This is a genomic window from Enterobacter cloacae complex sp. ECNIH7, from assembly GCF_002208095.1.
Classification (GTDB): domain Bacteria; phylum Pseudomonadota; class Gammaproteobacteria; order Enterobacterales; family Enterobacteriaceae; genus Enterobacter; species Enterobacter cloacae_M.
In genome coordinates this window covers 2,210,538-2,226,123 of record NZ_CP017990.1, presented here as the reverse complement: position 1 = coordinate 2,226,123, position 15,586 = coordinate 2,210,538, and the positions used below count along the sequence as shown (strand labels likewise).

Genomic DNA, 15,586 nt, shown 5'->3' with positions numbered 1-15,586 from the left:
AAGCGCGAGTTAAATTAAAGTTTAAATTCTATACGACGATAGTATTGGTGTACCTCTGCATCCTTTCTAACGGACGACCGCTATGCTGAAAAATTTGCACGTGATTACCGGTATTATCTTTGCCCTCACCATATTCTGTCTGCTGCAAGTTGTCACGGGAGGGTTGTTCTACTCTGCCGTCAGCAACGATCGCCATAATTTCCAGAATTCCGGCGTGCTCAATGCCCAGCAGGAGAGCCTGAGCGACAGCGTAAACACGCTGGTGAAAACGCGCGTCACCGTCACCCGCGTGGCGATCCGCTACCTGAAAAACCAGCGCGACCCGGCTTCCCTTGCAGCGATCAATAAACTGCTTGGCACCGCAGCCGACTCGCTGGCAAAAGCCGAAGCCTATAACAAAGAGTGGCAGAAGCTGCCGCAGGTTAACGGCCAGGAGGCGGCATTAACCGACGAGATGCAGAAGTCCTGGAACCAGATGCACGAAGTGATGCGCTTATCGATTGAGTATCTGCGTGCCGACAACTACCAGGCCTATGGCGATCTGGACGCGCAGCAGGCGCAGGACGAGATGGAAGCGGTCTATAACCGCTGGCGCGCCGAAAACAACACCCTGCTGAAGGCCGCAACCGAAGAGAACCAGAGCAGCTTCACGCAGATGCAGTGGACGCTGGCGGCTATTCTGCTGGCCGTTATCGCGGTTCTGGTGGTCATCTGGCAGGGTTTACAACATCTGCTGTTAAAACCCCTCCACTCCATTATGAACCATATTCGCGCCATTGCAGGGGGCGACCTGACGCAGGAGATCGCTATCTCCGGTCGCAATGAGATGGGCCAGCTGGCCGCCGGCCTGCATGAGATGCAGCAGTCGCTGGTGACCACCGTCAGCGCCGTACGGGGAAGTACGGATTCCATCTACACCGGCGCAGGCGAAATTGCCGCAGGGAGCAACGATCTTTCCGCCCGCACCGAGCAGCAGGCCGCCTCGCTCGAAGAGACCGCCGCCAGCATGGAAGAGCTGACCGCGACGGTTAAGCAGAACTCCGATAACGCCCGTCAGGCCACGCTGCTGGCGAAAAACGCCTCTGAAACGGCCGCGCGCGGCGGTCACGTCGTGGATAACGTGGTTCGCACCATGAACGAAATCGCCGACAGTTCGCAGCAAATTGCGCATATTACCGGCGTGATCGACAGCATCGCGTTCCAGACCAACATTCTGGCGCTTAACGCCGCGGTGGAAGCGGCACGCGCCGGGGAACAGGGCCGTGGTTTTGCGGTTGTTGCAGGTGAAGTCCGTACGCTGGCGAGCCGCAGCGCGCAGGCGGCGAAAGAGATCAAAGGGCTTATCGAGAACTCCGTCAGCCGGGTGAATACCGGTTCTGAGCAGGTCAGCGAGGCTGGTACCACCATGAAGGAAATTGTCGCCGCCGTGACCCGCGTGACCGATATTATGGGTGAGATTTCATCTGCCTCTGACGAGCAGAGCCGCGGTATTGAGCAGGTGAGCCTGGCCGTTTCGCAGATGGACAGCGTGACGCAGCAAAACGCCGCGCTGGTGCAGGAGTCCGCCACGGCGGCTGCGGCACTGGAAGATCAGTCCGAGCAGCTGCGCCAGGCGGTAGCGGCGTTTCGTCTGAACGGCAAAGAAAAAGCGGTCGCCCCGCGCCCGGTCAATCTGAAAACGCCACAGCTGCTGCGCCCGGCAACAACAACCGCCTCTACCGACAGCAACTGGGAAACGTTCTGAGTCACCGGCGGGCGAGGAGATCGCCCGCTAGCGGCTGCGCTTGGCGTGCCGCTCCCAGTTTTCCTGTTTTGCCTCATCCGATTTTCGCAGTGAAACATAACATGCCCCGCTGCCGCCGTGATGCGGCAGCGCCACGCAGAAGGCCTGCACTTCCTCGAACTCGGTTAACCAGCGCGCAAGATAGCTACGCACCACATTGGGATGCGAGTTCTGCTCGCGCCCTTTCCCGTGAATGATAATCAGATTGCGTAACCCGTCGCGTCCGGCCTGGCGAATAAAAGAATAGAGCATCTGACGGCAGCGTTCGGCGGGCTGACGCAGGAGGTTTAAGCTGGCCTGGCGGGCGTATTTACCCGTGCGCAGCTTATCAATAACGCCCTGCTGTACCCCTTCGCGCTGGAACGCCAGCGGTTCTTCCAGGGGAAGCACGTCAAGAAAATCCAGCGTCAGGAAGTTATCCAGCTGTTCGCTATCCACCTCCTCGCGCGTCCGCGTATTGCGGCTGGGCTGCCAGTGAATATCCGCGCAGCGCTTCAGGGGCTGGACATCTTCCATGGCGTCAAGAAAAAATGATTTGTCGTCAGGGTTCATGGACATCCTCCGGCTACATCTGAGGACTGTACTATACCTGCGCCAGAGACCGGCCTCAATCACCGTTACAGGGCGATGCGTGGCAATAATATTAACCTGATGAATATATATAGTAATTATTAAATAAACTTAAATCAGACTTAACTAAAATTTCAGCAAAGGTAAAATACGTGATTTATGTTAAAATTTCGTGAAATCAATCACTCGCCCGCCTTTCATTTTTCGGGAAAGGTGTTATACCTAAATATACCTGCCTCATGGAAATAATACTCAGGATTGGCGAAAGGACGTACTGCTGTGTGTACTATAGGGTCTGTCTGATGTCGGGCAGATCCTGTTTTTTTAATCTGTATTTCACGCGACGACTATTTTCCTCACCTCCCTTCTGAACTGCGTAATTAATGACTCAGCAAGGGGAGTCTGACGTGAATCACGACGCTGAATTAAATAATAGGTTGCTTTAGGAAGCGATTCGACAACCGGCAGCATGACCAGACGGTGTGCCAGCAGCGGGTCACAGCCTAGCTCCTGCGGCAATATGCTTAAAAAATCACTTTGCGCGACCAGGCTAATACAGGAAGAAAATGTTTCGCAAACCACACCAATTCGCGGTATTTGCGAACGATCGCTAAATACCTCCTCTAATTGCTTATAATAACTTCCCCGCGGCGTCGGCATTGTCCAGTTATAATGCAGAAGTTCATTAATTGACGTTGCCCCCATTGCCGGGTGACCTTCCCGACAAAATACCGCAAACGGTTTTTCGAAGAGCTTTTCAAACGTAAATTCCTGGTCGTAAGGCCCCTGATAATAGGTATTGATGGTGAAGTCCAGCTCGCCCTGGCGTAATTCATTGATCATCGACACCAGCTGCCCTTCCATAATCCGCACCTTGACCTGCGGATGCTGCGCATGAAAGCGGGTGATAACGGCGGGCATCAGCGTGCGTGAAACGCTGGCCCCCATCCCGATGTTGATCTGCCCGGCCAGCTCCCCCTGCCGCTGACGGATATCATCCTGCGCCGCGCGCAGCTCTTCCAGAATCAACCTGGCGCGCTGGTAAAAGCCCTCACCGCATTCGGTCAACGCGACGCCTTTACTCCTGCGCACGAAAAGCTGCGCCGCCATGCCCTCCTCCAGCTCTTTGATGGATTTGGTCAGCGCCGGCTGGGAAAGATTCAGCGTCCTGCTGGCGCCGCGAATGCTGCCCTGACGCGCAACCTCAACAAACGCCCGGATTTGATGAAATTTAATCTGGAATGTCATAGCCCGACCGATAACCGTTGTTTATCAGAGTAAAGAAACTGTCATCTACTTTAATGGAAAGGGATGTGCGAGGGTAATTCCTGAACGGTTAAAACTGTGAAAAATCGGTTAGTGATAAGTAAAAACTATCACAGCTTGAAGCAGTTCACATATTTTAATGATGACAGGAACAGATATGGACACACTGGCGCAGTACATCCAGACATTATCCCCGCAGCTGAGCGCATGGCGTCGCGATTTTCACCATTTCGCGGAATCCGGCTGGGTAGAGTTTCGAACGGCCGCGAAAGTCGCGGAAATCCTCGATTCGCTGGGTTACGAACTGGCGATGGGCCGCGACGTCGTCGATGCCGAAAGCCGGATGGGGCTGCCCGATGCCGCCACCCTGGCGCAAGAGTTTGCCCGCGCGCGGGCGCAGGGCGCGCCAGAGAAATGGCTGGCGCCGTTTGAGGGCGGGTTTACCGGCATTGTGGCGACCCTCAATACCGGACGTCCTGGACCGACCCTGGCGTTTCGCGTCGACATGGATGCCCTTGATTTAAGCGAAGCGCTGGATGAAAGCCATCGCCCGTTCCGCGACGGGTTTGCCTCCTGCAACGCGGGCATGATGCACGCCTGCGCGCACGATGGACACACCGCTATTGGTCTGGGGCTGGCGCAGGTGCTTAAGCAGAATGACGCGCAGCTCAACGGCACCATCAAGCTGATCTTCCAGCCTGCTGAAGAAGGCACCCGCGGCGCGCGCGCCATGGTTGCCGCCGGGGCGCTGGACGACGTGGACTATTTCACGGCCATCCATATTGGTACCGGCGTCCCTGCCGGAACGGTGATTTGCGGCAGCGATAACTTTATGGCCACCACCAAGTTTGACGTGAACTTTACCGGCGTTGCCGCACACGCGGGCGGTAAACCGGAGGACGGACGTAACGCCCTGCTCGCCGCCGCGCAGGCCGCCCTCGCCCTGCACAGCATCGCCCCGCACAGCGACGGCGCCTCCCGGGTGAACGTCGGAGTGATGCAGGCGGGCAGCGGACGCAACGTGGTGCCCGCGAATGCCCTGATAAAGGTTGAAACGCGCGGCGAAAGCGAAGCGATTAATCAGTATGTCTTTGAACGCGCGCAGGCGGTTATTACCGGCGCAGCGGCGCTCTACGGCGTGAGCGCCGAGATGCGCCTGATGGGCGCCGCAACCTCCAGCGCGCCGACACCGGCGTGGGTTGATTATCTGCGCGAACAGGCGAGCCGGGTTTCCAGGATTATTCACGCCATCGATAAGGTGAAGGCGCCAGCGGGTTCCGAAGACGCCACGCTGATGATGGCCCGCGTGCAGGAGAACGGCGGCATGGCGTCCTATATGGTGTTCGGCACGGATTTGAGCGCCGGACATCACAACGAAAAATTCGACTTCGATGAGCAGGTCATGGCGATTGCCATTGAAACGCTGGCGCGAACTGCGCTCAATTTCCCGTGGACGCGAGGTGTGTAATGCAGGAGAACTACGCTTTTATTGCCGATGCGATCGACACGCGATGTCGGACGTTAACCGATATTGCCGACGCGATCTGGGATCGTCCTGAAACCCGCTTCGAAGAGTTCTGGTCCGCCGAACGGCTGGCCAGCGAGCTGGAGGCCGAGGGCTTCACGCTGACGCGCGAGGCCGGCGGTATTCCAAATGCCTTTATCGCCAGCTTCGGCAGCGGGAAACCGGTCATTGCCCTGCTGGGCGAATACGACGCGCTGGCCGGGCTAAGCCAGCAGGCGCACTACGCGACGGCGCAATCCGCCACGCCGGGGGCCAACGGCCACGGCTGCGGGCATAACCTCTTAGGCACCGCGGCGCTTGCGGGCGCAGTGGCGGTGAAAAGCTGGCTGGAGCAGCACGGCGGCAGCGGAACGGTGCGTTTTTATGGCTGTCCCGGCGAGGAAGGTGGCTCCGGGAAAACCTTTATGGTGCGCGAAGGTCTGTTTGATGACGTCGATGCCGCCGTCACCTGGCACCCGGAAGCCTTCGCCGGGATGTTTAACGTCAGCACGCTGGCGAATATTCAGGCCGCCTGGCGTTTTCACGGCGTAGCGGCACACGCGGCCAACTCCCCTCATCTGGGACGCAGCGCGCTGGACGCCGTGACGCTGATGACTACCGGCACCAACTTCCTCAACGAACACATCATTGAGAAAGCGCGCGTCCATTACGCCATTACCGATACCGGCGGGATTTCACCCAACGTGGTGCAGGCGCAGGCCGAGGTGCTGTACCTGATCCGCGCCCCGGAGATGGCCGATGCGCAGCAGATCTACGAACGCATCGAGAAAATCGCCCAGGGCGCGGCGATGATGACCGAAACCACCGTCGAGTGTCGCTTTGATAAAGCCTGCTCCAGCTACCTGCCAAACCGCACGCTCGAAGCGGCGATGTATCGCGCCCTGCAGCACTACGGCACGCCGCTCTGGACGGAGGAAGAACGCGCCTTCGCCCGCGAGATCCGCGCCACCCTGACGCCCAACGATCTGCAAAACAGTCTGAAAAATATTGCCGCGACGGGCGGTGATGCGGGTAAAGCCTTTGCCCGGCGTCATCAGGAGACGCTGCTGGTCGATGAAGTCGCTCCCTATGCCATCACCGACAACGTGCTGGCGGGTTCAACCGACGTGGGCGACGTCAGCTGGAAAATGCCGGTCGCCCAGTGCTTCAGCCCCTGCTTTACCGTCGGCACGCCGCTGCACACCTGGCAGCTGGTGGCGCAGGGACGTACCTCCATTGCCCACAAAGGCATGCTGCTGGCCGGAAAAGTGATGGGCGCAACCGCGCTTAACCTGCTGCAGGACGCGGCGCTGCTGAAAAAATGCCGTGAAGAGTTCGAACAACAAATACAAGAAAAACCGTACGTGTGTCCGATCCCACAGGGCGTGACACCGTCACCTTTAAAATAAAAAAACACAACACAACAACACTCCCGAGGAACGTCCATGAGTATGTCTTCCATACCTTCGCATTCCCCATCCGGTAAGCTCTATGGCTGGGTTGAAAGGATCGGCAATAAAGTGCCGCACCCTTTCCTGCTGTTTATCTATCTGATTGTGATTTTAATGGTCGCCACCGCCGTGCTCTCCGCCTTTGACGTGAGCGTGCGCAGCCCGGCTGACGGCAGCCTGATGGCGGTAAAAAACCTGCTCAGCGTTGACGGGCTGCACTGGTTTTTACCCAACGTGATTAAAAACTTCAGCGGCTTCGCCCCGCTCGGCGCCATTCTGGCGCTGGTGCTGGGCGCCGGGCTGGCTGAACGGGTGGGCTTGCTGCCTGCATTAATGGTGAAGATGGCTTCTCACGTCAGCGCGCGTTACGCCAGCTATATGGTGCTGTTTATCGCCTTCTTCAGCCATATCTCCTCCGACGCCGCGCTGGTGATCATGCCGCCGATGGGGGCGCTGATTTTCCTCGCCGTCGGGCGTCACCCCGTGGCGGGCCTGCTGTCGGCGATTGCGGGCGTGGGCTGCGGATTTACCGCTAACCTGCTGATCGTCACCACCGACGTGCTGCTCTCTGGCATCAGCACGGAGGCGGCAAAGACCATTGATGCGGCAATGCACGTCAGCGTGATCGACAACTGGTACTTTATGGCCAGCTCGGTGATTGTCCTGACGATTGTCGGCGGGCTGATTACCGATAAAATCATCGAGCCGCGGCTGGGTAAATGGGAAGGCCGTAGCGATGAAAAGCTGGAGACCCTGAGCAAAGAGCAGCGCTTCGGCCTGCGCGTGGCGGGCGTGGTCTCGCTGGCCTTTATCGCGCTGGTGGCGCTGATGGTGGTGCCGGAAAACGGCATATTGCGCGATCCGGTTAAACATACCGTCCTGCCCTCGCCGTTTATTCAGGGCATCGTGCCGCTGATTATTCTGTTTTTCTTTGTCGTCTCGCTCGCCTACGGTATCGCTACCGGCAAAATCCGCCGTCAGGGCGATCTGCCGCAGCTGATGATCGAGCCGATGAAAGAGATGGCGGGCTTTATCGTGATGGTGTTCCCGCTGGCGCAGTTTGTGGCGATGTTTAACTGGAGCAACATGGGCAAGTTTATGGCAGTGGGTCTGACCGACGCGCTGGAGGCGGCCGGGCTAAGCGGCGTACCGGCGTTTGTCGGCCTCGCGCTGCTGTCATCCCTGTTGTGCATGTTTATCGCCAGCGGCTCCGCCATCTGGTCGATTCTGGCCCCGATCTTCGTACCGATGTTTATGATGCTGGGCTTCCACCCGGCTTTCGCGCAGATCCTGTTCCGCATCGCGGACTCCTCGGTGATTCCGCTGGCGCCGGTTTCGCCGTTTGTTCCGCTGTTTTTAGGCTTCCTGCAGCGCTATAAACCCGAGGCCAAACTGGGTACCTACTATTCGCTGGTTTTACCCTACCCGCTTATCTTTTTAGGGGTATGGCTGGTGATGCTGGTGGCATGGTATCTTGTCGGCCTGCCGATTGGGCCGGGGATTTACCCGAGGCTGAACTAAAGGAATGAGGATGCTGAGATTACTCGAAGATAAGATTGCGACGCCGCTCGGGCCGCTGTGGGTGATCGCGGACGAGCAGTTCTGCCTGCGCGCCGTCGAATGGGAAGAGCACAGCGACCGCATGGAAGAACTGCTCCATGTTCACTACCGCTCACAGGGGTATGAACGTATCCGCGCCACCAACCCGGGCGGGCTGAGCGACAAGCTTACGGCCTACTTCGAAGGCGATCTCAGCATCATCGATACTCTGCCGACCGCCACGGCAGGCACGCCTTTTCAGCGCGAAGTGTGGCAGGCGCTGCGGTCCATTCCCTGCGGGCAGGTCATGCATTACGGCCAGCTCGCGGAACAGCTAGGCCGCGCGGGCGCCGCACGCGCGGTGGGTGCCGCTAACGGCTCTAACCCGGTCAGCATCGTGGTGCCCTGCCATCGCGTCATTGGCCGCAACGGCACCATGACAGGCTATGCCGGCGGCGTGCAGCGCAAAGAGTGGTTGCTGCGTCACGAAGGGTATCTCCTGCTCTAGCTTCCAGGCTTTTTGTGCTTAATTTTCTTCCGGTTAGGCTAAAAATCCATAATCAAGCTGTGGAATTTCAAGAAGATGGCGACACAATGTCGCCACTTGCCCTTATTGAGGGTTTGTCAGGCTTACGTACTTACCAAAAAGATGTTAAAATTGACCAATATCAATTAAGGCTTGAGCAAACCTATGATCCCGGAAAAGCGAATTATACGACGCATTCAGTCTGGCGGTTGTGCTATCCATTGCCAGGATTGCAGCATCAGCCAGCTCTGTATCCCGTTTACCCTGAATGAGCATGAACTCGATCAGCTTGATAATATCATCGAGCGCAAAAAGCCTATTCAGAAAGGGCAGACGCTGTTTAAAGCGGGAGACGAACTGAAATCGCTCTATGCTATCCGTTCTGGCACCATCAAGAGCTACACCATCACCGAACAGGGTGATGAGCAGATCACCGGCTTCCATCTGGCGGGCGACCTGGTGGGCTTTGATGCCATCGGCACGGGCCATCACCCGAGCTTTGCTCAGGCACTCGAAACCTCTATGGTTTGCGAAATCCCGTTTGAAACCCTGGACGATCTGTCCGGCAAGATGCCTAACCTGCGTCAGCAGATGATGCGTCTGATGAGCGGTGAGATCAAAGGCGATCAGGACATGATTCTGCTGCTTTCTAAAAAGAACGCAGAAGAGCGCCTGGCCGCATTTATCTACAACCTCTCCCGCCGCTTCGCCGAGCGTGGCTTCTCGCCGCGTGAGTTCCGTCTGACGATGACGCGTGGCGATATCGGTAACTACCTGGGCCTGACCGTGGAAACCATCAGCCGTCTGCTGGGCCGTTTCCAGAAAAGCGGGATGCTGGCCGTTAAAGGTAAATACATCACTATCGAAAACGGTGAGGCGCTGGCCGTTCTTGCCGGGCACGCCCGCAACGTGGCGTAACTCTCCGCATATCGATCACCAGACCGATAAATCTTGTGATTTATTGGTCTGGTATAATCACTTCCGTTTCAAGATATTTTCACCGTAGCACGTCCCCACACAGCACCCAAAAGGTTCTCGTTGAGGTTATGAATTGAGAGAAAGTTTGTTTTTCGTTTCAGTCGTGATTGCCTCTGTGACCTTTCTCTTCATCTGGATCATGCTTGTCGGCCCGATGAAGGGGGAGGAAAAAACCTACATTCAGGACTCCACGACCTTTGCGATAGCGGTGATGGTGCTGTTGTTTATTGCGTTTATCGCGGTGACGACGACGGTGCTTTTCCTCTGATAAATTTTCATGAATTATTGATCTGGCAAAACCTCCCCTCTGTTTCATTCAGGATATATAGGTTACTCTTTTAATTACAGACTGTGGTGACAGTAGTAAGGAGACCTGTATGGCCAAGTATCAAAACATGCTGGTAGCTATCGATCCGAATCAGGACGATCAGCCGGCATTACGACGTGCTGTGTATTTACATCAACGGATTGGTGGCAAAATCAAAGCGTTTTTGCCGATCTATGACTTCTCGTATGAGATGACCACCCTTCTGTCGCCTGACGAGCGCACCGCTATGCGTCAGGGCGTCATCAGCCAGCGTACCGCGTGGATCCGTGAACAGGCGAAGTATTATCTGGAAGCGGGCGTGCCCATTGATATTAAAGTGGTCTGGCATAACCGACCTTTCGAAGCCATCATCCAGGAAATTGTCGCCGGCGGGCACGACCTGCTGCTGAAGATGGCGCACCAGCACGACAAGCTGGAATCCGTGATCTTCACCCCGACCGACTGGCACCTGCTGCGCAAATGTCCTTGCCCGGTCTGGATGGTGAAAGACCAGCCGTGGCCTGAAGGCGGGAAAGCCGTTGTGGCGGTAAACCTCGCGAGCGAAGAGGATTACCACAACTCGCTGAACGAGAAGCTGGTGAAGGAGACCATCCAGCTTGCCGAACAGGTGAATCATACCGAAGTGCATCTGGTTGGCGCCTATCCGGTCACGCCGATCAATATCGCCATTGAGCTGCCTGAATTTGACCCGAGCGTGTACAACGACGCGATCCGGGGTCAGCATCTGCTGGCCATGAAAACGCTGCGTCAGAAATTCAGCATCGATGAGAAAATGACCCACGTGGAAAAAGGGCTGCCTGAAGAGGTGATCCCGGACCTGGCGGAACACCTGCAGGCGGGGATTGTGGTGCTGGGCACCATTGGCCGAACCGGTATTTCTGCCGCGTTCCTCGGCAATACCGCCGAACAGGTGATCGACCATCTGCGCTGCGACCTGCTGGTCATTAAGCCGGATGATTACCAGACGCCGGTTGAGCTGGACGATCCGGAAGACGATTAACGCCTGACGCCCGGCGGCACAGGCTTGCCGGGCCTACAAAACCGTAGGCCGGGTACGCGTCAGCGCCACCCGGCAATAAAAAAACCGCCGAATTCGGCGGTTTTTTCGTTTCAGCGCAACTTACAGCGCTTTCAGAATCGCATCCACGCTGGCTTTAGCATCGCCGAACAGCATATGGGTGTTCTCTTTGAAGAACAGCGGGTTCTGAACCCCGGCATAGCCGGTATTCATGGAGCGTTTGAACACAATCACGTTCTGCGCCTTCCACACTTCCAGAACAGGCATACCGGCGATTGGGCTACCCGGGTCGTCCTGTGCAGCAGGGTTAACGGTATCGTTGGCGCCAATGACCAGCACGGTGTCGGTGTCGGCGAAATCATCGTTGATCTCATCCATTTCCAGCACGATGTCGTAAGGCACTTTCGCTTCCGCCAGCAGCACGTTCATGTGGCCCGGCAGACGCCCTGCCACCGGGTGAATACCAAAGCGAACCTTGATGCCGCGCGCGCGCAGCTTCTCGGTGATTTCCGCAACCGGATATTGCGCCTGCGCCACCGCCATGCCGTAGCCCGGAGTGATGATCACGGAGTGCGAATTTTTCAGCATGTCTGCGGTATCTTCCGCAGAAATTTCACGGTGCTCACCCACTTCTTCATCCGCACTGGAAGAAGACCCATCGGTCCCGAAACCACCGGCGATAACGCTGATGAACGAGCGGTTCATCGCCTTACACATGATGTAAGACAGGATCGCACCGGAAGAGCCCACCAGCGCACCGGTGACGATCAGCAGGTCGTTGCTCAGCATAAAGCCTGCCGCCGCTGCCGCCCAACCGGAGTAGGAGTTCAGCATCGAGACAACCACCGGCATATCCGCACCGCCGATGGACGCCACCAGGTGCCAGCCAAACGCCAGCGCGATGATGGTCATCACCAGCAACGCCAGTACCTGCAGGCCCACGCTTTCGGTACGCACGAAGACCACCAGCAGAACAAACGACACCACCAGCGCCGCGAGGTTCAGCTTATGACGGTTTGGCAGCATCAGCGGTTTAGAGGAGATCTTCCCGCGCAGCTTGCCGAACGCGACAATGGAGCCGGTGAAGGTCACCGCACCGATGAAGATACCGAGGAACACTTCCGTCAGGTGGATATTCACCAGAATCGGTTCCAGGCCCGGTTCGTGATACAGGTAGCTGTTGAAGCCCACCAGCACCGCCGCCAGACCCACGAAGCTGTGCAGAATGGCAACCAGCTCCGGCATCTCGGTCATTTCAACGCGTTTTGCCAGGCGAATACCAATCGCGCCGCCGATGATCATCGCCACCAGGATCCACGCCACGTTGCCGGTATCCGGCCCGAAGATGGTGGCAATCAGCGCAATCGCCATCCCGGCGATACCAAAGTTATTTCCCTGCTGAGACGTTTCGTGTTTGGAAAGCCCCGCCAGACTGAAAATAAACAGGATTGCAGCAACAATGTATGCGGCTGTCACTAATCCTCCAGACATATGCTACCCCTTAGCCTTTACGAAACATTTTCAGCATGCGCTGAGTCACGGTGAAACCACCGAAAATATTGATACTGGCGATCAGCACCGCGATAAAGCTCAGGAAGCTGATCCAGCCGCCGTGACCAATCTGCAGTAACGCCCCCACCACGATGATCCCCGAGATGGCGTTGGTTACCGACATCAGCGGCGTATGCAGCGCATGGGAGACGTTCCACACCACGTAGTAGCCCACGACGCAGGAGAGCGCGAAGACGGTAAAGTGGCCGAGGAACTCTTTTGGTGCGACGTCAGCCAGCCAGCCGAACAGAATAATCACCAGCGCCATGATCGCGTATTTGCGCCACGGAGAAGCCGGTTTGGCGGGTTCTTTTGGCTCAGGTGCCGCTTTCGTTGCCGCCTGAGGCTGAGCAGAAACCTGAATAGGCGGCGCAGGCCAGGTAATTTCACCTTCACGAACCACCGTGACGCCGCGCACAACAACATCGTCGAAATCAACGGTGACGTTGCCGTCTTTCTCTTTGCAAAGCAGCTTCAGCAGGTTGACGAGGTTGGTGCCATAGAGCTGAGAAGACTGCGTAGGCAGGCGGCCCGGCAGATCGGTATAGCCGATCACTTTTACGCCGTTAGCGGTCGTGGTTACCTGATTTGGAACGGTATATTCACAGTTACCGCCGTTTTGGGCGGCCAGGTCGACAATCACGCTGCCCGGCTTCATGGAGTCAACCATCTCACGGGTAATCAGCTTCGGCGCCGGTTTACCCGGGATAAGCGCGGTGGTGACAATAATGTCGACATCTTTCGCCTGGGCGGCGAAGAGTTCCATTTCGGCTTTGATAAAGGCTTCGGACATCACCTTCGCGTAACCGTCGCCGCTGCCTGCTTCTTCCTTGAAATCCAGCTCAAGGAATTCGGCGCCCATACTCTGGACCTGTTCCTTTACTTCAGGACGGGTGTCAAAGGCGCGTACGATAGCGCCCAGGCTGTTTGCCGCACCGATTGCGGCAAGGCCCGCCACGCCTGCGCCAATCACCATCACTTTCGCCGGAGGGACTTTACCCGCGGCGGTGATTTGACCGGTAAAGAAGCGACCAAACTCGTGGGCCGCTTCAACAATAGCGCGGTAGCCGGCAATGTTTGCCATGGAGCTTAAGGCATCCAGCGACTGCGCGCGCGAAATGCGCGGCACGGAGTCCATCGCCATCACGGTCACGCCGCGGGCCGCCAGCTTCTCCATCAGCTCCGGGTTTTGCGCAGGCCAGATGAAGCTCACCAGGGTCGTTCCCGGATTGAGCAGCGCAATCTCACTCTCTTCCGGTGCGTTGACCTTCAGAATCACCGGCGACTGCCAGACGTCAGCACCGTCCACCACTTCCGCGCCGGCCTGGATAAAGGCCTCGTCATCGAAACTCGCCAGTTTGCCCGCGCCGCTTTCAACCGCGACCGTAAAACCCAGTTTAAGCAGTTGCTCCACCGTTTTCGGTGTTGCCGCTACGCGGGTTTCATTGGCTAACCGTTCTTTTGGTACCCCAATACGCATAGTTTTCCCTTCCATCGGTTTTTGATGATGGTTTATCGATAAATGCCCGCGGTTTGTATCAATTTTCGCCATCGCGCAAGCGACGAGAGATGATTAACCCCGGAAAATAAAACAGTAACAAACTGTCTATAACCTACTGAAAATAGCGCCCGTGATCTACCGCCAGAAAACACTATTTCTTACTTTATCTGTGAAAAATAAGCGATCGGCGTCACTGACAGTGATATTTACCTTAAATTCACTGCCAGAACCGATAAAACGCGCAAGCGAAGCGGTAAAAACATGATATAGCGCCATAAGAGAACAACTTGTTAACATTAAATTAACTTGTAAAAGTCATATGCTTTATCAGTTTTACTTGTCAAACGCGTGTTTTTTCAACATATCACTAAATGTTATCGAATTCGGTGATTCAGTAAGCACAGGCAGTGAAAAATGGCGCAGACAGCGACGGGTTTTAAATGCAATAATCGGGACCGTCTCAAATTAACAACAATACCAGTACATGGTTTGCGCAAGGCGAAGGATCATTTTTATGAAGCTTAAGAACACACTCCTGGCGTCCGCACTTCTTTCCGCGACCGCCCTGTCTGCGAATGCCGCAACAGAGTTAACGCCGGAGCAAGCGGCAGCGTTAAAACCTTTTGACCATACGGTCATTGTGGGTCGTTATAATTCTATTGGCGACGCCGTCGCCGCTGCATCAAAAGCCGCAGATAAAAACGGAGCGGCCTCGTTTTATGTGGTTGACCAGTCCGATTACGGCAACAGCGGTAACCAGCGCGTGACCATTGCGCTGTTCAAAGACAATGCGCCGAAAGCTGACGCACCAAAAAACCGCGTGATCAACGGTGTTGTTGAACTGCCGAAAGATCAGGCGATTGAGCTGGAACCTTACGACACCGTCACCGTTCAGGGCTTCTATCGCAGCCAGCCTGAAGTGAACGATGCCATTACCAAAGCCGCGAAAGAGAAAGGGGCCTACTCTTTCTTCATCGTGCGTCAGGTCGATGCTAACCAGGGTGGCAACCAGCGTATTACCGCGTTCATCTATAAAAAAGATGCGAAAAAACGTGTTCTGCAGAGCCCGGATGCCATCCCGGCGAATTCAGAAGCAGGTCGCGCGGCGCTAGCTAAAGGCGGCGAAGAAGCGAAGAAAGTTGAAATTCCAGGCGTAGCAACGACGGCTGCTCCAAGCGCTGAAGTGGGCCGTTTCTTCGAAACTCAGTCCACGAAAGGTGGCCGTTATTCCGTTACGCTGCCGGACGGTACCAAAATTGAAGAGTTGAACAACGCCACTGCAGCGCAGATGGTGCCGTTCGACAGCATCAAGTTTACCGGCAACTACGGCAACATGACGGAAGTCTCTTACCAGGTCGCGAAGCGTGCGGCGAAGAAAGGGGCGAAGTACTACCACATCACCCGTCAGTGGCAGGAACGTGGTAACAACGTGACCATCAGCGCCGATCTGTACAAGTAACAACATCGTTTACGAAAGGCGGCGCAATGCCGCCTTTTTTTGTTACTTTTTTTGAATTTCTGCCTCACGTCATTGCATGCATTCGTTACACTCCGTAAAATCCCGCGCCTTA

At 56.2% G+C, this 15,586-nt stretch carries 13 protein-coding genes; 9 read left to right on the top strand and 4 right to left on the bottom strand.

Annotation, left to right across the window (positions count from 1 at the left end):
• Nucleotides 1-82: 82 nt before the first annotated feature.
• The gene (tcp, locus tag WM95_RS11055) at nt 83-1,744 is read left to right on the top strand and encodes a methyl-accepting chemotaxis citrate transducer (protein ID WP_063409060.1); all 1,662 of its coding nucleotides are present in this window, start codon (nt 83-85) and stop codon (nt 1,742-1,744) included.
• Nucleotides 1,745-1,771: 27 nt separating this feature from the next.
• Here the strand turns inward: tcp and smrA are convergent, their stop codons facing one another.
• Both smrA and WM95_RS11045 read right to left on the bottom strand, forming a co-directional pair.
• Complete coding sequence (gene smrA, locus WM95_RS11050) at nt 1,772-2,335, bottom strand: DNA endonuclease SmrA (protein WP_023311482.1); 564 nt, start codon at nt 2,333-2,335, stop codon at nt 1,772-1,774.
• Nucleotides 2,336-2,689: 354 nt separating this feature from the next.
• Nucleotides 2,690-3,601 carry a LysR family transcriptional regulator gene (locus WM95_RS11045; protein ID WP_023311481.1) on the bottom strand — a complete coding sequence of 304 codons (912 nt, stop codon included), beginning with the start codon at nt 3,599-3,601 and terminating at the stop codon, nt 2,690-2,692.
• A gap of 175 nt (nt 3,602-3,776) precedes the next feature.
• Here WM95_RS11045 and WM95_RS11040 point away from each other — a divergent pair, with 175 nt between their 5' ends.
• From WM95_RS11040 to uspE, 7 genes are all read left to right on the top strand, one after another.
• Nucleotides 3,777-5,087 (top strand): M20 family metallo-hydrolase, encoded by a 1,311-nt coding sequence (locus tag WM95_RS11040; RefSeq protein WP_063409059.1) that lies wholly within the window; start codon nt 3,777-3,779, stop codon nt 5,085-5,087.
• Complete coding sequence (locus WM95_RS11035) at nt 5,087-6,532, top strand: M20 family metallopeptidase (RefSeq protein WP_063409058.1); 1,446 nt, start codon at nt 5,087-5,089, stop codon at nt 6,530-6,532. The genes WM95_RS11040 and WM95_RS11035 overlap by 1 nt, the downstream gene beginning before the upstream one ends.
• Before the next feature lie 36 nt (nt 6,533-6,568).
• Nucleotides 6,569-8,095 (top strand): p-aminobenzoyl-glutamate transporter, encoded by a 1,527-nt coding sequence (gene abgT / locus WM95_RS11030; protein WP_063409057.1) that lies wholly within the window; start codon nt 6,569-6,571, stop codon nt 8,093-8,095.
• 10 nt (nt 8,096-8,105) lie between these two features.
• A complete protein-coding gene (gene ogt, locus WM95_RS11025) occupies nt 8,106-8,621 on the top strand; it encodes a methylated-DNA--[protein]-cysteine S-methyltransferase (protein WP_063409056.1) in 516 nt (171 codons plus the stop codon).
• A gap of 183 nt (nt 8,622-8,804) precedes the next feature.
• Nucleotides 8,805-9,557 carry a fumarate/nitrate reduction transcriptional regulator Fnr gene (gene fnr / locus WM95_RS11020; protein ID WP_006174991.1) on the top strand — a complete coding sequence of 251 codons (753 nt, stop codon included), beginning with the start codon at nt 8,805-8,807 and terminating at the stop codon, nt 9,555-9,557.
• Nucleotides 9,558-9,690: 133 nt separating this feature from the next.
• On the top strand, nt 9,691-9,885 hold the full coding sequence (locus WM95_RS11015) for a hypothetical protein (RefSeq protein WP_063409055.1): 195 nt from the start codon (nt 9,691-9,693) through the stop codon (nt 9,883-9,885).
• A gap of 109 nt (nt 9,886-9,994) precedes the next feature.
• Nucleotides 9,995-10,945, top strand: coding sequence for a universal stress protein UspE (gene uspE, locus WM95_RS11010; protein WP_063409054.1), 951 nt, complete (start codon nt 9,995-9,997; stop codon nt 10,943-10,945).
• 120 nt (nt 10,946-11,065) lie between these two features.
• Here the strand turns inward: uspE and pntB are convergent, their stop codons facing one another.
• Together pntB and pntA are read right to left on the bottom strand one after the other, a co-directional pair.
• Complete coding sequence (gene pntB / locus WM95_RS11005) at nt 11,066-12,454, bottom strand: Re/Si-specific NAD(P)(+) transhydrogenase subunit beta (protein ID WP_032668239.1); 1,389 nt, start codon at nt 12,452-12,454, stop codon at nt 11,066-11,068.
• Between the two features lie 10 nt (nt 12,455-12,464).
• Nucleotides 12,465-13,994, bottom strand: a complete 1,530-nt coding sequence (gene pntA / locus WM95_RS11000) for a Re/Si-specific NAD(P)(+) transhydrogenase subunit alpha (RefSeq protein ID WP_023311474.1) — start codon at nt 13,992-13,994, stop codon at nt 12,465-12,467.
• A gap of 535 nt (nt 13,995-14,529) precedes the next feature.
• Here pntA and ydgH point away from each other — a divergent pair.
• The gene (gene ydgH, locus WM95_RS10995; RefSeq protein ID WP_045356963.1) at nt 14,530-15,474 is read left to right on the top strand and encodes a DUF1471 family protein YdgH; all 945 of its coding nucleotides are present in this window, start codon (nt 14,530-14,532) and stop codon (nt 15,472-15,474) included.
• The last annotated feature ends 112 nt before the right edge of the window (nt 15,475-15,586 follow it).

Excerpts from the sequence above, each read along its gene's own strand:
- tcp (WP_063409060.1), top strand. The coding sequence starts at position 83 with ATGCTGAAAAATTTGCACGTGATTACCGGTATTATCTTTGCCCTCACC.
- smrA (WP_023311482.1), bottom strand. The coding sequence starts at position 2,335 with ATGAACCCTGACGACAAATCATTTTTTCTTGACGCCATGGAAGATGTC.
- WM95_RS11045 (WP_023311481.1), bottom strand. The coding sequence starts at position 3,601 with ATGACATTCCAGATTAAATTTCATCAAATCCGGGCGTTTGTTGAGGTT.
- WM95_RS11040 (WP_063409059.1), top strand. The coding sequence starts at position 3,777 with ATGGACACACTGGCGCAGTACATCCAGACATTATCCCCGCAGCTGAGC.
- WM95_RS11035 (WP_063409058.1), top strand. The coding sequence starts at position 5,087 with ATGCAGGAGAACTACGCTTTTATTGCCGATGCGATCGACACGCGATGT.
- abgT (WP_063409057.1), top strand. The coding sequence starts at position 6,569 with ATGAGTATGTCTTCCATACCTTCGCATTCCCCATCCGGTAAGCTCTAT.
- ogt (WP_063409056.1), top strand. The coding sequence starts at position 8,106 with ATGCTGAGATTACTCGAAGATAAGATTGCGACGCCGCTCGGGCCGCTG.
- fnr (WP_006174991.1), top strand. The coding sequence starts at position 8,805 with ATGATCCCGGAAAAGCGAATTATACGACGCATTCAGTCTGGCGGTTGT.
- uspE (WP_063409054.1), top strand. The coding sequence starts at position 9,995 with ATGGCCAAGTATCAAAACATGCTGGTAGCTATCGATCCGAATCAGGAC.
- pntB (WP_032668239.1), bottom strand. The coding sequence starts at position 12,454 with ATGTCTGGAGGATTAGTGACAGCCGCATACATTGTTGCTGCAATCCTG.
- pntA (WP_023311474.1), bottom strand. The coding sequence starts at position 13,994 with ATGCGTATTGGGGTACCAAAAGAACGGTTAGCCAATGAAACCCGCGTA.
- ydgH (WP_045356963.1), top strand. The coding sequence starts at position 14,530 with ATGAAGCTTAAGAACACACTCCTGGCGTCCGCACTTCTTTCCGCGACC.